The organism is Bacillus aerolatus (genome assembly GCF_009183655.1).
In the GTDB taxonomy this organism is placed as follows: Bacteria; Bacillota; Bacilli; order Bacillales; family Domibacillaceae; genus Pseudobacillus; species Pseudobacillus aerolatus.
The window spans coordinates 95,883-113,579 of sequence record NZ_WEIO01000005.1 but is presented as its reverse complement, the minus strand read 5'-3'; the positions used below and the strand labels follow the sequence as shown (position 1 = coordinate 113,579).

The window sequence follows — 17,697 nt, the reverse complement described above, 5'->3', positions numbered from 1 at the left end:
ATAATAAATCAGCGCTCGCCCGGTAAAAGCATGTTTGCCGGGCAGCTGGAATGGCTAGTAAATTCGGCAAACCGGCCAATAACCGGCCAGGCCGCATAAATTTCATAGTAAAAAAGCTCTCCCCGATCAACTCGGGGAGAGCTTTTTTGCTTATTCTGCTAGTAAATCAAGTTCGTCTTTCGGCAGTTCGTCAAGATCAAGTTTTTGACCTCTCGCTTTTGCACTCGCAGAAGCAGATTTGACAATGTCGCCGAACCCTTGCTGTTCGAGGAGAAGCACGATCTGTGATTTGATTTCAATGTTGTTATCGACGAGGTACTGTGCTTTTGAGCGAATCATTTTATCAAAAATGGTACTGCGTGGAAGGCCATTTTCTTCAAAGGCGATTTGCCCGAGCAGCAAGTCCATCAAAGTTAACCAGTCATAGTCATTCCCGGTAAATTGAAAGTTGCCGTTCACTTGGTACCAGAGGTCGCCGGCCCTGTCAGTACGAATCCATCGCGGATGCAAGTTTTCGATGCCTGCTTTTAATTCTCTGGCTGTTTTAAAATAGGTCTCATTTTTCGTTTGTTTGTACGTTTCCAGTAAAAATCTCATTTCGCCAAGTGCATGGTTGAGCGATACGTGCGTTTTCTGACTGCCCGGCGCATAATAGTCCGCAATCAAGTGGCTCGATGGTGATACCCGGATAATGTTGCCGATTGCTTTTTGCTGCACGAGGAAGTCCGCATAGCGAAGGTTCGCTTCAGCCAGCTGCGGAATATCGAGGATTTCCGAAGCATTTTTTAAAAACAGCGCCGCGTTTTCATTATGGCGTGTGTCCACGTAAGGAGCGGTTGTCCCGTACGTACCTTTCAGCCATGTGCTCGTGTATTCCGTTTTAAAAATAGGCGTCCTGCCGGCTGTGACCGCTCCGCCTGAAAAAACGTCAAGATCAGCGATAGCGTTTAATACAAGGTCCTGTAAGTAACGTTCTTTATTGCCGGTATAGGCCGTTAAATAAATACCGCCTTGCAGCCTGCCGATGTTGCGGCCGTACCCCATTTGATAGCCCGGCTCAATGGACCAAGGCAATTTTGTATAAGCACCGTCAGCGGTCAGCCAGTTATTAATCGAGCTGTATTCTTTAATCGTCCGCTCAAACCAGTCGTCGCGGTTTGTGTTATCCGCAAATAATTTTTTACTAGAAAGCAATACCCAGTTTTCAGAGATCGCTTTTCCTTTAACCGACATGTTTACGTGAGCGGTAACAAGGTTTCGCTGTGCGTCTGTATAAATTTGATAGCTTTCATATTCATTGACAAGTTCACGAAGAACAGAACTTTGTCCGTTCCCGTAATTCTTCTGACGGTGAAGGGAAATATAGTTTTTCCCCATCATCATCTCGTTTGTTACCGTATTGCCTTTTTTCGCTGATAAAATACCGACCGGGTGGGACGTTTTATCCACACCAAATGTGCCATCGTGGCTTTGGTCTACTTTCCCGAATGATTCGTATTTTGCCAGTGAGTAGTCTGTCGACTGCTGGAATGGCACGATGACAGAAGCGGAATACGTGTTGTCGCCATTATGAATGAATTTCGTAAAGACGAACACATCGCCATTGTCGAGCTTTCTCAATGTCACCCGGAGCGAACCGAGCGGCTTTGAAGCGTTGCCCATATGATAATAGTAGTGGTGATCGGTCGAGCGAATGTGACCATCTGTTGTGTACTTATCGTATGTAAGCGGCACACCGCGCGTGTTCATTCGTACTTTAATATATTGAGAGTCATTGACGGGCACGACGACTTCTGAAGAATCGCTGGGCTTAGGAATGTCGACTGGATCTTTGTCGCCAGAGAACAAATCAAGCTTCTCCATCATACGGTAAACGAACACCGCTGACTCACCGCGCGTGGCGATTTTTTTCGGCAAAAATTCATTGTCGGCTGTTCCTTTAATCAGTCCGTAGTGCGTCATGCGCTGGACGGACTCGTACGCATAGCGTGTAATGTCTGCTGTATCTTTATACGTCAGCTTCGCTTTTGTCGGATAATTGCCTTTTAGCTGCATTGCCCGGTCAAGCATGACGGCTACATCAGAACGCGTCACCGGATCATTGGCGAGCGCATAACCGTCTATCGTTCCTTCCATCAGTCCGGCTTTTTTGGCAGCGGCAATTTCTTTATATAAACTGCTCCCTCGGGGAACGTCTTTAAAAGCAGAATCTCCCGGAGGAAGATCTAATGCCCGTACTAAAAATGCGACAAACTGTCCTCTTTTTACTTGAGTGTATGGCCGAAACGTTCCGTCATCATAGCCGTTAATGACACCGGCATCGACAAGCGCCTGAATTTCTTTCGCCGCCCAGTGGCTATTTGCATCATTAAATGATTGGGCAGACGCTTGGATCGTTAAAGTGAAAAATAAAACAATCACGGCCAAGCTCGCAGTTATTTTTTTCATAGTAACCCCTTTCCATTTTGAGTCTTTTCTCCTCTGGCATTATATCACAATTTAATTCTATCTTTATAGGAGGATACTGGGAAATTGCACATACTATCTTAAAACACTTGGTTACTTTTTGAAAGAGAAAAAAGTAACCAAGTGAGAAGGGAATCACGTATAATAGAAGAGAATCAAAAAAGAATAGGAGCTGACTTTATGCCAATCCCTGTTTCACCCTCTTCTTTAGCCGCTTTTTTAGCTGGCCGGCTGCTTCTTGAAGAAGAAGTCCCGTTTCCTCTATCGAACTCTCCGCAATTGCAATTCATATCCGGTATTTCTACAAAAAATCAATTCTATCATTGTGAACGGTGCGGCAGCACGAAAAAAGAACGGTTTGCCATGTTCCCGTGTGCCCGCTGCGGTAAAGCGTGTCCGTATTGCCGGCACTGCCTGATGATGGGGCGGGTTTCAGGCTGTTCGAGGCTTGTCCGCTGGGTTGGGCCTGAACCTTTATTTGAAGGGGACGGTACACTGCACTGGAGCGGCCAATTGTCAGAAGGACAGGCTGCGGCATCCGATGCGGTGATCCGGGCCGTTCGTGATAACAGTGACGTCCTTATTTGGGCCGTGTGCGGCGCGGGTAAAACGGAGGTGCTCTTTCAAGGCATCGAAGCCGCGCTGCTCGCCGACAAACGCGTCTGCATCGCCACTCCGCGCACCGATGTTGTCCTCGAACTCGCCCCGCGTTTGCAAAAAGTCTTCCCTGACGCAAAAGTCACCGCTTTGTACGGCGGCAGCCTTGACCGCCATTCGTACAGTCCACTCGTCGTCTCCACAACTCACCAGCTGTTCCGCTTTTCAGAAGCATTCGACGTCATGATCGTCGATGAAGTCGATGCCTTTCCTTACTCATATGAATCCACTTTGCAATTCGCCGTTCAAAAAGCCCGCAAACCTCTATCCGCTCTCATTTACTTAACAGCCACGCCAAATGACACGTGGCAAAAAGAATGCCGTCTTGGAAAAAGGCCGTTCGTGAAAATCCCCGCTCGTTTTCACCGTCACCCGCTCCCTGTACCGAAACTAGAGTGGGGCGGCAACTGGAGAAAAGCCATTGAAAAAGGCCGCCTGCCGAGGAATATAAAAGAGTGGGCTGTTAAGCGTCTAGAAGAAAACAAGCAAGCTCTCTTGTTTTTCCCGCACATTGACTCGATGGAACGAGCGTTGCCGCTGTTTCAGCAATTGGATCCTTCGATTGAAGCGGTGCATGCCGAAGATCCATCAAGGAAAGAAAAAGTCACTTTTATGCGTGAAAAAAAGATTCCACTGTTGCTGTCGACGACGGTTTTAGAGCGTGGTGTGACGTTTCCGAATATTGACGTGGCTGTCATCGGTGCGGAAGACGATGTGTTTACAGAAAGCGCGCTCGTGCAAATTGCCGGCCGCGCCGGCAGAAGCGCCGACTTTCCTGACGGCAAAGTCCGCTTTTTTCATTTCGGAAAAACGAAAGCGATCGAAAAAGCGGTAGCCCACATTCGCCAAATGAACAAAGAAGGGCGTGAAAAGGGGTGGCTGGACCGATGAATGGGTGCCTGCTTTGTGAAGAAGAAACAAATAGAAGCTTGAACTGGCGGCAGTTTTTCCTGCTCGAAGCCCCGCCTGCCCTTTGCTTGAAATGCCACAGCACATTTGAACGGATCACCGGTGAGCACTGCCGGACATGCTCCAAGCCGCTTGCTGCTATTGATCCTGCTTTTATCGCTGATGGCATTTGCTCTGACTGCCTGCGCTGGGAAGAGGACCTCACTTTTCAAGGTGTACTCACCGGCAATTCGTCTTTGTACAGTTACAATGAAGCGATGAAAGAGTTTATTGCCCGCTTTAAATACCGCGGAGATTACGTGCTTGCCCGTGCTTTTGCCGAGGAGATTAAGGAAGCGGTGAAAAAGATTCCGTTTGACCTCGTTGTCGCTGTGCCTTTAAGTGAAGAGCGGCTGTATGAACGGGGCTTTAACCAGGCGGAAGCACTCGCCAAGGAAGCTGGGCTTGAAACGGCAGACGTTTTCGAGCGGATTCATTCAGAAAAACAGTCGAAAAAATCCCGCACAGAACGCCTCCAAGGTCCGCAAGTTTTCCGCTTGAAAGAAAAAACGGTCATTTCTAATAAAAAAATTCTCATTATCGACGATATATATACTACAGGCTCAACTCTCAGGCAAGCAGCTCTCCTATTGAAACAAGCGGGAGCGGTAGAAGTGCGTTCACTTACACTCGCCCGGGGACAGGGAACTTGAGAGAGAAAAAGAGATTAGAGCGTTGGAGGAATAAATATGAATGAAATCGTTAACTGCTCGCGCTGTGGTGAATTGTATATGGAAAATGCATTCCGTGATGTGTGTGCCAAATGCGCGAAAGAAGAAGAACTCATGTATGAAGCGGTTTATAAATTTTTACGCCAGCGGGAAAACCGGGCGGCTACGATTGAACGAGTCGTGGAAGTGACAGGAGCGGATGAAATCCAGATTCACAAGTGGGTGAAAAAAGGCCGACTCCATGCAGCCCATTTTCCGAACCTCGGCTACCCGTGCGACCGCTGCGGAGCGATCATTAACAAAGGCAAAATTTGCGGAAACTGCACAGATGACATTGAAAACGATCTGGATAGAATCAAGCGTGAAGAAGCATTTGAAGCAGGAGAACAAAGAAGCGACAAGCATATGACGTACTACGCGGCGAATAAAAGAAGGTAGAACATGGAATGGTATAAATGACCCGATTTTCTTTTTGGAGCGGCAACAGAAGTTTTAACAAAATTAAGAAAAACCGCCTATGAAGCCGCTGTTAACTTTTTTTCCACAAAACCGATATAATAAGTAACAAATAAGAAAATCGGAAAAAAAGAAAGCGAGGGATCTGCAGTGAAAATTAATCAAACTGGCGTGTCCGGAATCAACCCGTACCAAAAGCAATTAAACAAACTACACGATCCGAAGAAGGCGATCGAAGCGCCAACTGATAAGCTGGAAATCTCTTCAGCGGCGAAAGGCATGCAGGAAGTGTCTAAAATGACGAAAGAACGAATGGAAAAAATCGCAAGCTTGAAACAGCAGGTGGCCAAGGGTGAATATCAGCCGCAACCGGAGAAAATTGCTGAAGGTATTGTGAAATTTTATAAAAAGTAATGAACGCGGAGTGCCAAACGCGCCGCAGGAAAGCAGAGGATAATGGGAATGTCTGCAGGAAAATTAATTGACGTACTCGATAAAATGGACCGCCTGCACAGGATGCTGCTGGCGCTCTGTGAGAAGAAAACGGATATTATTAAGCAAAACGATATGAACGGACTTGATCAATTGCTGAAGGACGAGCAAAAATACGTGGCGGCCATCCAAACAATGGAGCGGCAGCGGCAGCGGGAAGCAGATGAAATGGCCAGGAAAGCGGGAGCAACGATTGCGGATTGCATTCATGCCGCAGTTGGAGTGGACAAAGGGCGGCTCATGGAGCTGCAGAAAAGCCTTTCCGGCCGGCTGGAACGATTGAAAGAGCTGAATGAATTAAATCAAAAGCTTATTTACCAGTCGCTGCAATTTGTCAACATGAGCATGGGCATGCTGCAGCCGCAGCCTGCGCAAGCGACATATACTCATCCGGCGAAGAACAGCGGACAACAGCAAAAACGTTCCATGTTCGATTCACAAGTATAATTCAAGGGGCTCGCCCCCTTTTTTTTGAGTAAAATGAAGATATAGAAATGGAGGAACATCCATGCGCTCCACTTTTCATGGATTAGAAGTTGCCAAGCGCGGCATGTTCACACAGCAAACGGCGATCAGCACAACCGGACACAACATCGCCAACGCGAACACGCCGGGTTACACGCGCCAGCGCGTAAACTTCCAACAAACTGAACCTTACCCGGCACCGGCGATGAACCGTCCGCAAATTCCCGGACAAATGGGGACAGGCGTCGAAGCGGGCTCGATTCAACGCGTACGTGAAAGTTTCTTAGACACACAGTATCGCGGCGAAAACAATAAACTTGGCTACTGGCAGTCGAAGTCAGAAGCCTTAAGCAAAATGGAAGACATCTTAAACGAGCCAAGCACGAACGGCTTATCCGCTGTTATGGGCCAATTTTGGCAGTCGCTTCAAGATTTGAGTGTGAACCCGGAAAACGAAGGGGCGCGGGCGGTTGTTTTGCAGCGCGGACAGGCAGTCGTGGATACGTTCCATTACATGCATGACTCGATTTCCGCGATTAAAAATGACATCGGCAGCCAAATCAACGTCACTGTTAAAGAAGTCAACTCCATCCTCGAACAAATCAGCAGTCTTAATCAACAAATCAGCGAGATCGAGCCCCATGGCTATTTACCGAATGATTTGTATGATGAGCGTGATAGATTAGTAGATCAGTTGTCGCAGCATGTGAATGTGAAGGTGGAAACGATTGGTTCCGGCGGGAAAGCTTTGGCGATTGCTGAAGGGAAATACACAATTAAACTAGCTGATGTGACCGGAGATATTACACTTGTAGATAGTGAAGGCTTAACATTTAATAAAATTGAGACTCAAATTACGGATGGATCTATTACGGGCTTTAAAGTAGAGGGGCAAGCCACTCCGGTTACTGTTTCTGATTTTCCCCAAGGAAAGATAAAAGGGCTGGCGGAATCACATGAAGATCTTTATCCGACAGCACTTAACGATTTGGATAAAATGGCGTATACATTTGGCCGGATTTTCAATGAAGTGCATAAAAAAGGATACGGATTGGAAGCAGACGCGCAGTCAACTAAAAATTTCTTTGACGGACTGAGTACAGATAAAGCGAATGTTAAAGATGCGGCAAAAACCATTCAAATGAGCAATATCACAACGAAAGAGATCGCGGCTTCTGTGAAAGCATCAAACGGCGGGAACGGGACGAATGCGATTAACCTGGCGAACATTTCCCAAATGCTGTTGAACGGCACACAGAAACTAGAGGGCTTTACCGATCCAGAGGTGGAAATTAACCTTCAAGATTTCAGTGCGATTGAGACCGGAACGATTCAGTCTTTTTATGAAGGGATCATCGGAAAGCTCGGCGTTGAGGCCCAGCAAGCAGTGCGCATGACGAAAAACAGTGCGGTGCTCGCTCAGTCAGTGGAAACGAACCGCCAATCAGTCAGCTCGGTTTCACTAGATGAAGAGATGACGAATTTAATTAAATTCCAGCATGCGTACAATGCAGCGGCGAGAAACATTACAATTGTCGATGAAATGCTAGATAAAATTATTAACGGTATGGGAACCGGCGGAAGATAAGGAGGGTAACGAATGCGCGTAACACAATCGATGCTGTCTAACAATATGTTAACGAACCTTTCTAATAGCTATGACCGTCTCGGGAAGCTGTCGGACCAGATGACGACACAAAAGAAAATCAACCGGCCATCCGACGATCCTGTCGTTGCGATGAAAGGGATGACATACCGGACGAACTTGCTGGAAGTGGAACAATATAAGCGTAACTTTAGTGAAGCGTACAACTGGGCAGAAAGTTCCGATGCAGCACTCGACCAGGCGACAAGTGCGATGCAGCGTATCCGTGAATTAACGGTGCAGGCAAGCAACGATACGTATGAAGGCAGCCAGCGGGAAGCTATCGCGCAGGAAGTGGAACAGTTGAAAGAGCACCTCGTGCAAATTGCCAACACGAAGTTTGGCGATAAGTATTTATTCAACGGAACGGATACACTGAAGACGCCGGTCACGACGGATGGCGATGCAGTGACCGCCACAACGAATAACAGCCCGGTGAAGCTTGAGCTGTCCAAAGGCGTCTACATCCAAGTGAATGCCGATCCGACGAAAGCATTTACACAAGGGCTGTTCGATGATATTAATGACCTTGTAAAGACATTAAAAGGTGAGAAGACCGATACTGAAATTGGTGATTTCCTTGGAAAATTGGATGGGCATACAGATGCGATCACTTATGAACGCGCCAACATGGGTGCCCGTTTAAACCGGATCGAACTAATGGAAGAACGCGTGATGATGCAGGAAGTCATCGCGACCCGGATCATGTCTGAAAACGAAGACATCGATGTCGAAAAAGTCATCACAGAATTAAAAACTCAAGAAAGCGTCCACCGTGCCGCCCTGAGCATCGGTGCCCGCATTATCCAGCCGACATTAATGGACTTTTTACGATAAGCTATTCCCGCGGGGGTAGCTTTTTTATTTTATGAAAGTGAGGTGACTGGCTATGCAAGTGCCGCAAATACGAATGACATCACAGCAAGCGAAAATTGAACTGACGACCGAGCAGCCAGTGCAGTCGATTGAACAGCCGCAAGCTGAACTCGATCTGCAGCAGCCGAAAGCCGATATGCAAATTGAACGCACTCCGGCGCAGCTGACGATCGACCAGACAAAAGCGCGCGAAGATATGGATTTAAAGCATATTTCCAAGCGGATTGAAGAAGCGGCCCAGCAAGGGTATGAAGATTGGCTGAGCGGCCTGGAAAGAAGAGCGCAGGAAGGCGACCAGCTAATGATGATTGAAAACGGCGGCGATCCGATTCCAGAACAGGCGAAAAGGAACAGCGAAGGGCCGGAGCTTGAATTTAACATTGGCTGGATTCCTTCCGCAGGCAGTGTTAAGATCGACTTCGTTCCGGGTAAAGTGAATATTAACGTAAAAACGAACCCGGTTATTAACAACACAAGGGCGCAAAAGCCGATCCATAACTATCAGCCAGGCAAAGTGAATATTGCGATGAAACAATCCCCTTCTTTATCAATTGATTTCGAAAACTTAAAGTATAAAGGTATTAACTACGAGCAGGAAATTTAAGTAAAGGAATGTGGAAAAGATGATGATCGAAACAAAATACCACGGTCAAGTGGAAGTAACCGAAGAGGAAGTATGGACATTCAGCCAAGGCATTCCTGGATTTGTAGATGAAAAAAGCTTCACTTTGCTCGCTTTTCCGGACAACGATGTGTTTTTTGTCCTTCAGTCCACAAGTACGCCGGCACTCGGCTTTATCGTCGCCAGTCCTTTTGCTTTTTTTTCGGAGTATGATATTCAGCTAGATGAATCAACAATTGAGACACTTGAACTGGGAAAAGCAGAAGAAGCGGCTGTGTATACGATTTTAACCGTTCGGGAACCATTTAATGAAACAACGGCAAACCTACAGGCACCGATCATTATGAACATAAAAAACAAAAAAGCAAAGCAAACGATCCTTAACGACAGCCGCTACGAAACCCGCCACCTCATCATGCCGGCCAGCGCCAAAAAGGAGTGAGCGAACAATGTTAGTCTTAACGAGAAAAACAGGCGAAGCCATCCAAATCGGTGATGACATCGAGATCACCGTCGTCAGCGTCAAAGGCGACCAAATCAAACTCGGCATCAATGCCCCGAAGCATGTGGATATACATCGGAAAGAAGTGTATTTGGCGATTCAGGAGGAAAATGAAAGTGCGTTAGCGGAAGTGAAAGACATCTTTAGCCTGCTTGAAAAAGCGAATAAATCATAAAGCGGAGAGCTTCTATCAAAAGGAGCTCTTTTTTCATTCAATAATCCGCCACAAAAAGAAAAATAATTCCTCAAAACTATTAAATATATTCCGATCCCTCCGATATTAACCATGTAGCGAGTTAGATAGGGCGGCCGACCTGGACAACTCGTAAAAAATTAAAAGTTCACAAGGACGTGAACGGCACATTCAAGGAGGAAAATTACAATGAGAATTAATCACAACATTGCGGCGCTCAACACGTATAACAAATTAAACAGCGCTTCTAATGCACAAGGAAAATCAATGGAGAAATTATCTTCAGGTCTTCGTATTAACCGTGCTGGAGATGACGCAGCTGGTCTTGCCATCTCTGAAAAAATGCGTGGACAAATTCGTGGATTAGATATGGCTTCCCGTAACGCTCAAGACGGTAGACTAGAAATGCCGCTCTAAGCAGTAATGCTTAGATGATAACTCCGTGAATTCGGTGGAACCCCAAACCAAGCCTCTCAAGGTGGATGGTGGGCAATACCGAGCCAAGCCTAATGAATCGGTAGCTAGTAGTTAGGAAGGTGTGACGGTCAGGTGGTGAGGAACCGTACCAATAACCCACCCACGAGCGCGGGGCACCCAAATATGGGTGAAGATATGACCTGAACTTTATGGAAACATAAAGAAGCAGCGGATAAAAAGCCACTGCGATAACATATTTGATTTCTATGGTTCAAACAGCTGAAGGCGCATTAAATGAAACACATGATATTCTACAACGCATGCGTGAACTAGCTACACAAGCGTCTAATGATACAAATACAGATACAGACCGTGGTGAAATCCAAAAAGAGATTAACCAATTAACATCTGAAATTAATCGTATTGGTAATACAACTGAGTTTAATACTCAGAAGCTATTAAATGGTGGTACTCAAACAACTGATAAAGCTGTTACAGTTGGTACTGCTGGCGGACCTCAAGCTGCTGTTGGAGCATCTAGTATTTCTCAAACCACAGCTAGTATTGCAGAACAGGCTGGTGTATATTCTTTTAATATCAGCACTGCTCTTGTTGCTGGTAAGGATTTAACAATCGATGGATTTACAGCAATTACTTTTGCAAGTGGTGGGAATGTTGATACTGATTCAGCTACTACTGCTGCACAACAGGCTGCAGCCTTAACTTCCTACATTAACGCTCAAACAGGATCAGGTGCAATTGGAGAAAAATACACAGCATCTGTAGATTCTGTAGATAATACGAAGATTATCTTAACTGAGAATGCGGGCTTTGCTGATGCTGCTTCCGCAACAGCTGTAGTTGGTGGCGGTGTAGGAGCAGGTGCTGTGTCAGCTGTTTCACAGGATACGGCTGGTATTGCTGAACAAGCTGGAGCATATACTTTCACATTAGGTACTGCACTAAATGCTGGAGAATCAATCTCATTTGGTGGAGTAACATTTGATGCGGGTTCTGGTTTAGATATTGACACTGATTCTGCAACAACAACTACTCAACAAGCAACGGCATTAAAAGCTGCAATTGAAGCAGATGCTGGATTAAATGCACGTTTTACTGTAGTTGATGGAAATGATGGTACTTTAACAATCACTGAAAAAGCAGGTGAAGCAACAGGAACAGCCCCTACTACAAGTGTAACTGGCGCAACACAACAAGGTGTATATAGCTTCGATTTATCAGCACAACCAGCTGCTGATAGCGTGATCAATATTGATGGACAAGAGTTTATCTTTACAGATGATGCTACGCAAACAGGCGCTAATTATGTGCAAATTGGAGCAGATGCTGACGCAACTGCTGCAAACTTAAGAACAGCTATTGATGGTAATGCTACGTTAGCTGGAAAGTATGAAGCAGCAGCAGGTTCAAGTGCAACTATTGAACTTACTCAAGAAGTAGGTCAGGAATCTGCAACAGAACCAGTAGTCTTTACTGCTGATAAAGCTGGAGCAACTGGAACATTCTCTGCTAACTTCCAAATTGGTGCAAATGCTGGACAGAGCATGACAATTGATGTTCGTGACATGCGTGCAACTTCAGATGCCCTAAAAGTTGCCAGTGAGGATGGTACAACAGTAGTATCTAATTCTGGAAAAACAGCATCTTATACAACTGCTACTGATGTAACAAATGGTACTAATAATACAGGTACATTTAAAGCGTTAGACGTATCTTCTCATGATAAAGCTAGTGCAGCTATTGATGTTATCAACGATGCTATCGAATCAGTATCTGCTGAACGTTCTAAGCTTGGTGCGTTCCAAAACCGCTTAGAGCATACTATTAACAACTTAGGAACATCTGCTGAGAACTTAACAGCTGCTGAGTCTCGTGTACGTGACGTTGACATGGCGAAGGAAATGATGACTCAAACGAAGAACTCAATTCTTTCTCAAGCAGCACAGGCAATGTTGGCTCAATCCAATCAAATGCCTCAAGGAGTGTTACAACTCTTGAGATAATTGATTTGAAGGGCGTCTAGCTTGGTAACGAGCTAGAGTATGACTGGGTGAATTGCTGGAACTTCCTAAAGCTTCATCAACCACAACGTAACTGAAAACGGTAGGCGTGAAGGTCTGAAAATGATGAAGATGACACAATGGATAATCAGCAGCCAAGCTCCTGTATGGAAACATTGGAGAAGGTTCAACGACTAGGGAAGTACGGTCTAAGGCGAAAGCTATGACTATGAATCTCATAGGGCAGCAATAGCTGTTCGAAGTGCCCAGCTCCATGAAACACATGGATGAAGATATAGTCTATTCTATGATCGAAAGACATAGCGGCAAAGCAAGCCAACCAACAACCACAAGGAGTCTTACAACTTCTTCGTTAATAGAAAGAGAAAGGTCATGGAATTTATCCATGGCCTTTTATTTTAATACATAAAGGGTATAACTTTTAGTAGAATTAAATCACCATAAGAGGAGGAAGGGAATATGGATTATTGCGATCATAAACTAGCTGAGGCTAAGTACTTTTTTGAAAAAATGCAAACGCTAGAGAATGAAGGAAATCTCTTAGAATTCACTTATAACTTAAGTGCGTTTCTATCAGCTGCGAGAAGCATTACTACTTATGTAAAAGATAAGGCAAAGAAGCCAAGGCAAAAGCAAGAGATAGAAGATTTAGTTGATAAAAACTCAATAATCCGATTCCTAGTAAACCAAAGGAATTATACTGTGCACAGAAAGCTGTTAGAGCTTTCAGCGCAGGTGAATACAGATCTTCAATCGGTTATTACAATTAAACCCGCGGAATCTATAAGTGCTGAAATGTACACTGTAAATGAAAAAGGAGAAGAAATTGTACATTTAGCCTTTACAGAGCCTGAGTATCATAATGTTTCATTTAACGGAAATACAGATTCAGTAGTTACATCTTATCATTTTACCTTCAATGAATGGAGCGGTCATGAGGGCATTTTAGAACTCTCAAATAATTACTTAAAATGGCTAAAAGAATTTATTTTCAAGATAAATAGCAAAATATCTTTTGAATAGGGAAAAAAGAAATAGGGTGCCCATAGTCTTTGTAAAAAGCTGTTTAACAGGAGGGAACGAGATGGATAAAGATCACCAAGGTCATAAAAATTTTCTTGAAGAACAGCTCCAATGGTGTAAGGAACAGGATCGTATCTTAGAAGAGATGAATGTGAAGCTTCATGAAATGAAAAGAATAGCTGAATACGCTCGCGAACATGAGCTAAATTCGGCAGAAATTAACGAGTTGAATGGCCAATTGAACGAATTGAGGCGTGAAGTTCATTTTCTGGAAAAACAGTTACGTTCTGTTGTTCATTAGAAATAGAAAGGCGGTGTTTTTCATGGATATAGCATTAATGTCAATCGCATTAAGCCAAGGACAAGTCCAGCGACAAGCTTCTATGTCAGTCATGAAGAAAGCGATGGATCAAGCAGAGGGAAATGCTGACTTCATCAATAAGATGATGGGAGAAACGAACTTGCAAGCGCTACAACGTGCAGCTCAACCCCATCTAGGCGGGTACATAGATCTAAAAGGATAACAAGAAGCTTGGTATTACTGTCACCACCTGATTTTTATTCAATAATTTGATTAAGCATGTACGGATGAAGAGATAGTCTATTCTTGTCCCCCAAAGAGACAGCGGCAAAGCAGGCCAACCAACAACCACGAGGGGGTTCTTCAACTTCTTCGTTAATTTTAATAAAAATCCGGTTTTCCTTAATAGGGAGACCGGATTTTCTTATATTTTGATTCCTATTAAAATGTGAGATGGTTTTAGGTTATTGTTGACAATGACACAAACAAGGAACGAATGTTCGTAATTTGTGTTATAATTAAGTAGGGTGATAAAAATGAAAGAAACCTGTATCTATAATTTCTCAAACGATGAATTAATCGAACATTCTGTTGTAAAGTCTTATCATAATTTACTCGCTGGCCAGATTCACGCCTTACCACCGGGAACTTGGCAGAACGATGAGAATGTGATTGTCCTGATCCGTTATGTTTTAGAAGTAAAGCTTGGTTTGTCGAGGGCTGAGATTCCTCGAATTACACGGACTCATATTAAGGAAAACAAGTTATGGGGTGCACTGAACAGATTTAAGTCGATCCGCAAGTTGATTCATTTTGTTTATCTAGGTGAGTATCAAGAGTTTGATTTCCACCGTGTGCCGGTCAATTATTGGGCAGACATAGAACGAATAAAAGAGCGTTTTGAATGGTGGCTTCAACAGGAAGGACTGACGTTTGCTGATATTCCTTCGGTCGTTAACTGTGAACTTCTTTTGAAATGGGGGGTTTCCAATCCGCTGAAACGCCATGGGGATTCTCCTTTTCGTTTGTTACATGCGATTTATCCCAACCACTTCAAGGCAACTGACTTCAAGAAAACTCCTCAACGTTATCGAAAGGATAATGCCACATTGAAAAAACAAATTATCGAAATACTTCAGAAAGAAAATATCTTCTTAGAAGATGTTCCCAAAAAGGTAAACCGCGATTTGCTTGTTCGGTATCGTTTGTCAGGCGTTCTTTCTTATCACTCCAATTCAGTTTCAAAGCTATTTTGCTTCTTGTTTCCTGAGCATTTTTCCATCGAAGATTTTCCGGCGAAACCGAATGGCTATTGGGAGGATCTTAGTCATGCTAAACGTGCGATTGAACACCTTTTAGAAGCGGAAGGTGTAGCAGAAAAAGATATTCCCTCGTTTCTCACGAAGAAAAGGCTAGCGGCTGCGAAACTCGGCGGCTTGCTTGACCGCTTTCATGGATCGCCCATTGAGATTGTCCAAGCTCTGTATCCGGGGAGATTTACAGTAACGGAATTCCAGCGTGTGCCGAATAAGTATTGGTATACGAAAGAACATAGAGTACAGGCGATGCGGGATTACTGCGAAAAACAGAAGGTTCTGCGCGAGGGGTTGCCGCTCCTCAACAGAGCTTATTTTCGCAAATACTTTCCGAGATTTATCAGCGTCGCTGACCGCCACTATGACAGCAAATTTTATCAATGGATTATTGAAAGTTTTCCAGAATACAAGTTTTCCCCGGAAGAGTTTCAACTGCTTGCAGGAGAAGATGGACAGATTTGTGATTCTAAAGAAGAACTTGTGCTTCATAACTTTTTTCTTCGATCGCTGCCGGGTGCGAAAGTAGAGAGGGAAGCAGCGCGCTTTTTCAATGACGCAGTTAATGAAACGTACATTCCCGACTGGATCATTGAGCAGAACGGCCGGAAGTATATTGTTGAATACTTTGGCTTATATGGCTCTGGCCTGTACCCGGGTTATACGGAGAAGACGGAAAGGAAGATGGTGCTTTATCCTTCAGTTTCAGAATATCAGTTTGTTGCTGTTTTTCCGGAGGATTTTAAAGGGGGAGGGTTTGGGCGATTAAAGATGATTTTAAAAAGAGCAGGTATAGAAATAATTACGGTTGAGGATCCATCATTTTTTTGAAACTAATGGACTATCAGTTTGTTGCAGAGTTAGTCTGATTTTGAACTGATTTCTATAAATTTTGTTATTACGCTAGATCATACGCTGAGCTAACGACTGATAAACTATGAAGCCGATTTCGAAGGCGGACAATGGGATATCTAGCAGCCAGCTTTTTTATATTCTGTTTATCGAAATAGACAAGTGCGCCTTAATATTGGACAAGTATCATTATTGTCCAATGTTAAGGCGGCCTTTTATCTTAGAGCTTTACGAATTTCTTTTACTTTTTTTCTGATGTGTGGAAATTCCCTTTTCGGTTCTATGTGCTGTATTGCTGTTAAGCAACCGATTACTTTATTACATAATTTAATTATATGCTCTTTTTCTACGGGTCTTTGTTGGGTTTTCTGCGTTAATTCTTTGAAGTATATATACATTTTCTTTTGAAGACTGTTAGGCGCTTTTAAAAGCTGACCTTTGTTAATAATTGCACCTGTGATCTTAATAACTTTTCTCTTTTTTGTGTAAAAGCGTGTTTTATCTTTATTTATTGTTAAATGATAATCGGCTACAATGTTAGAAATTGTTTCTTTAAACTTAAAAGAAATGCGTTTTTTCGAAGAAAACGTTAAATCATCATAATAACAAGAAAAAATAATATTTTGATTGTCTGAGATATTTTTAATGCCATTGTACATATCAAAATAACTTAGGAAGCTTAAATAAGGACTAGTAGAGTAACCTTGAGGCAAGTGCCTAAAGGTTCTATCTTCTGATGGTTCTGTAGTAAGCAAAGTACAGATCTTGGCTATATCTTGAGACATCTTGAGCTTATTTCTGAAAAAATAATAGACATGATTATCACGGGTAGAAGGGAAAAAATCTTTTAAATCTAATAATAAGAAATAATCGTTTTCCTTGTGAAGGTTTGCGTTCATAACATAACTTCGTTTCTTAATACCGCCAAGTACATAATCAGGTGCAACTATCCTGCTTAAGTGAATATTTAAGCGCTGTAAGACTTTTTTGTAATCAGGATGTGGGTTATAAAGTCGACGACGTTTTCCCTTTTGGTTCTTTTGATAAAAAGGAGTAGTGCTGAAATGAGTTTCAATGTCTTTTAATTTAGACAGTTCGACTTTTAAAAGTTCCGATAAATACTTTTTATTGTTTATTCCATATAATTTACTCAGTTTAAAATCAACCATGAACTTCTCCAGAGCTTTATATAATTGAGGTAAGAGCCGATAAGGTCTGTTATAACTTGTATCCCATTACACATTTTTAGCGATAACTTAGCTAAAAAGGAGAAGAGATAGAAAAGTACTTTTAACAGCAAGGAGGTGATTGGAGGGACAACTGTTAGTGTGCTCATGAAACTAAGAACACCCCAAGCAATACAAAATCCCCGATGTCTTTTTCTCCTTATCTTAAATCGATTCATACGATTTCCTTGATTTTCATTCATCTGAAAACCTCCTTTTAATTTAGGCTATTTAGCCCCTCTGCTCATTTTTAAAAGGAGATGGATCTGGGACATGAATCGTACAGCTCTTACCATTAAGCAGAAAACTCTGCTCATAACATAATAGGCTAAATGAGCAATAGTACCTGCATTGATGTGATGTACGGGCAACACACGTGCACGTATGATGTGCCATCACGGATACACAAATTCATACCGCCTTAATAGGCAAATAAATTAAGCGCAGAGGAAATTCCCATTTATAATCGTGAAATAATGTTATCATAAAAGTTTGAATGATTCAAATATTGAGTGTTACGTAGAAGGTTG

Annotated in this window: 17 protein-coding genes and 3 pseudogenes; 17 read left to right on the top strand and 3 right to left on the bottom strand. The window is 43.5% G+C overall.

Annotation, left to right across the window (positions count from 1 at the left end):
* Positions 1-150: 150 nt before the first annotated feature.
* The gene (locus F9802_RS10230) at positions 151-2,448 is read right to left on the bottom strand and encodes an S-layer homology domain-containing protein (RefSeq protein WP_152151581.1); all 2,298 of its coding nucleotides are present in this window, start codon (positions 2,446-2,448) and stop codon (positions 151-153) included.
* 198 nt (positions 2,449-2,646) lie between these two features.
* On the opposite strand from F9802_RS10230, the gene F9802_RS10225 reads away from it, so the two are divergent.
* The 17 genes and pseudogenes from F9802_RS10225 to F9802_RS10150 all read left to right on the top strand — a co-directional run bounded on the left by F9802_RS10225 (position 2,647) and on the right by F9802_RS10150 (position 15,920).
* Complete coding sequence (locus F9802_RS10225; protein ID WP_152151579.1) at positions 2,647-4,014, top strand: DEAD/DEAH box helicase; 1,368 nt, start codon at positions 2,647-2,649, stop codon at positions 4,012-4,014.
* Positions 4,011-4,724, top strand: a complete 714-nt coding sequence (locus F9802_RS10220) for a ComF family protein (RefSeq protein WP_152151577.1) — start codon at positions 4,011-4,013, stop codon at positions 4,722-4,724. Before F9802_RS10225 ends, F9802_RS10220 begins: the two co-directional genes overlap by 4 nt.
* A 36-nt stretch (positions 4,725-4,760) precedes the next feature.
* The gene (locus F9802_RS10215) at positions 4,761-5,180 is read left to right on the top strand and encodes a TIGR03826 family flagellar region protein (protein ID WP_152151575.1); all 420 of its coding nucleotides are present in this window, start codon (positions 4,761-4,763) and stop codon (positions 5,178-5,180) included.
* Between the two features lie 168 nt (positions 5,181-5,348).
* Entirely contained in the window at positions 5,349-5,612 is a 264-nt protein-coding gene (gene flgM, locus F9802_RS10210; RefSeq protein ID WP_152151574.1) for a flagellar biosynthesis anti-sigma factor FlgM, read from the top strand.
* Between the two features lie 48 nt (positions 5,613-5,660).
* A complete protein-coding gene (locus F9802_RS10205) occupies positions 5,661-6,137 on the top strand; it encodes a flagellar protein FlgN (RefSeq protein ID WP_191991859.1) in 477 nt (158 codons plus the stop codon).
* A gap of 61 nt (positions 6,138-6,198) precedes the next feature.
* Positions 6,199-7,743 (top strand): flagellar hook-associated protein FlgK, encoded by a 1,545-nt coding sequence (flgK, locus tag F9802_RS10200; protein WP_152151570.1) that lies wholly within the window; start codon positions 6,199-6,201, stop codon positions 7,741-7,743.
* A 12-nt stretch (positions 7,744-7,755) separates the two neighbouring features.
* Positions 7,756-8,637, top strand: a complete 882-nt coding sequence (gene flgL, locus F9802_RS10195) for a flagellar hook-associated protein FlgL (RefSeq protein WP_152151568.1) — start codon at positions 7,756-7,758, stop codon at positions 8,635-8,637.
* 52 nt (positions 8,638-8,689) lie between these two features.
* Positions 8,690-9,280, top strand: coding sequence for a DUF6470 family protein (locus F9802_RS10190; protein WP_152151566.1), 591 nt, complete (start codon positions 8,690-8,692; stop codon positions 9,278-9,280).
* A gap of 19 nt (positions 9,281-9,299) precedes the next feature.
* Complete coding sequence (fliW, locus tag F9802_RS10185; protein WP_152151564.1) at positions 9,300-9,740, top strand: flagellar assembly protein FliW; 441 nt, start codon at positions 9,300-9,302, stop codon at positions 9,738-9,740.
* Positions 9,741-9,747: 7 nt separating this feature from the next.
* Positions 9,748-9,975, top strand: coding sequence for a carbon storage regulator CsrA (csrA, locus tag F9802_RS10180; RefSeq protein WP_152151561.1), 228 nt, complete (start codon positions 9,748-9,750; stop codon positions 9,973-9,975).
* Between the two features lie 207 nt (positions 9,976-10,182).
* Positions 10,183-10,389: pseudogene (locus F9802_RS10175) on the top strand (flagellin N-terminal helical domain-containing protein); the annotation flags it as partial.
* Between the two features lie 287 nt (positions 10,390-10,676).
* Positions 10,677-10,820: pseudogene (locus tag F9802_RS19645) on the top strand (flagellin N-terminal helical domain-containing protein); the annotation flags it as partial.
* 1,275 nt (positions 10,821-12,095) lie between these two features.
* Positions 12,096-12,434 (top strand): annotated as a pseudogene (locus F9802_RS20135) (flagellin); the annotation flags it as partial.
* 477 nt (positions 12,435-12,911) lie between these two features.
* Entirely contained in the window at positions 12,912-13,475 is a 564-nt protein-coding gene (locus tag F9802_RS10165) for a hypothetical protein (RefSeq protein WP_152151557.1), read from the top strand.
* Positions 13,476-13,536: 61 nt separating this feature from the next.
* A complete protein-coding gene (locus tag F9802_RS10160) occupies positions 13,537-13,776 on the top strand; it encodes a hypothetical protein (protein WP_152151555.1) in 240 nt (79 codons plus the stop codon).
* A gap of 22 nt (positions 13,777-13,798) precedes the next feature.
* Positions 13,799-13,999, top strand: a complete 201-nt coding sequence (locus tag F9802_RS10155; RefSeq protein WP_152151553.1) for a YjfB family protein — start codon at positions 13,799-13,801, stop codon at positions 13,997-13,999.
* 313 nt (positions 14,000-14,312) lie between these two features.
* On the top strand, positions 14,313-15,920 hold the full coding sequence (locus tag F9802_RS10150) for a hypothetical protein (protein WP_152151552.1): 1,608 nt from the start codon (positions 14,313-14,315) through the stop codon (positions 15,918-15,920).
* A 236-nt stretch (positions 15,921-16,156) separates the two neighbouring features.
* Here the strand turns inward: F9802_RS10150 and F9802_RS10145 are convergent, their stop codons facing one another.
* Both F9802_RS10145 and F9802_RS10140 read right to left on the bottom strand, forming a co-directional pair.
* A complete protein-coding gene (locus F9802_RS10145) occupies positions 16,157-17,110 on the bottom strand; it encodes a reverse transcriptase family protein (RefSeq protein ID WP_152151550.1) in 954 nt (317 codons plus the stop codon).
* Positions 17,092-17,370 carry a hypothetical protein gene (locus tag F9802_RS10140; protein ID WP_152151548.1) on the bottom strand — a complete coding sequence of 93 codons (279 nt, stop codon included), beginning with the start codon at positions 17,368-17,370 and terminating at the stop codon, positions 17,092-17,094. The genes F9802_RS10145 and F9802_RS10140 overlap by 19 nt, the downstream gene beginning before the upstream one ends.
* Positions 17,371-17,697 lie beyond the last annotated feature (327 nt).

Coding starts and splice junctions, on each gene's coding strand:
- F9802_RS10155 (WP_152151553.1), top strand. CDS start 13,799: ATGGATATAGCATTAATGTCAATCGCATTAAGCCAAGGACAAGTCCAG.
- F9802_RS10230 (WP_152151581.1), bottom strand. CDS start 2,448: ATGAAAAAAATAACTGCGAGCTTGGCCGTGATTGTTTTATTTTTCACT.
- F9802_RS10225 (WP_152151579.1), top strand. CDS start 2,647: ATGCCAATCCCTGTTTCACCCTCTTCTTTAGCCGCTTTTTTAGCTGGC.
- F9802_RS10160 (WP_152151555.1), top strand. CDS start 13,537: ATGGATAAAGATCACCAAGGTCATAAAAATTTTCTTGAAGAACAGCTC.
- csrA (WP_152151561.1), top strand. CDS start 9,748: ATGTTAGTCTTAACGAGAAAAACAGGCGAAGCCATCCAAATCGGTGAT.
- fliW (WP_152151564.1), top strand. CDS start 9,300: ATGATGATCGAAACAAAATACCACGGTCAAGTGGAAGTAACCGAAGAG.
- F9802_RS10145 (WP_152151550.1), bottom strand. CDS start 17,110: ATGGTTGATTTTAAACTGAGTAAATTATATGGAATAAACAATAAAAAG.
- F9802_RS10215 (WP_152151575.1), top strand. CDS start 4,761: ATGAATGAAATCGTTAACTGCTCGCGCTGTGGTGAATTGTATATGGAA.
- F9802_RS10205 (WP_191991859.1), top strand. CDS start 5,661: ATGTCTGCAGGAAAATTAATTGACGTACTCGATAAAATGGACCGCCTG.
- F9802_RS10140 (WP_152151548.1), bottom strand. CDS start 17,370: ATGAATGAAAATCAAGGAAATCGTATGAATCGATTTAAGATAAGGAGA.
- flgL (WP_152151568.1), top strand. CDS start 7,756: ATGCGCGTAACACAATCGATGCTGTCTAACAATATGTTAACGAACCTT.
- flgK (WP_152151570.1), top strand. CDS start 6,199: ATGCGCTCCACTTTTCATGGATTAGAAGTTGCCAAGCGCGGCATGTTC.
- F9802_RS10165 (WP_152151557.1), top strand. CDS start 12,912: ATGGATTATTGCGATCATAAACTAGCTGAGGCTAAGTACTTTTTTGAA.
- F9802_RS10150 (WP_152151552.1), top strand. CDS start 14,313: ATGAAAGAAACCTGTATCTATAATTTCTCAAACGATGAATTAATCGAA.
- F9802_RS10220 (WP_152151577.1), top strand. CDS start 4,011: ATGAATGGGTGCCTGCTTTGTGAAGAAGAAACAAATAGAAGCTTGAAC.
- F9802_RS10190 (WP_152151566.1), top strand. CDS start 8,690: ATGCAAGTGCCGCAAATACGAATGACATCACAGCAAGCGAAAATTGAA.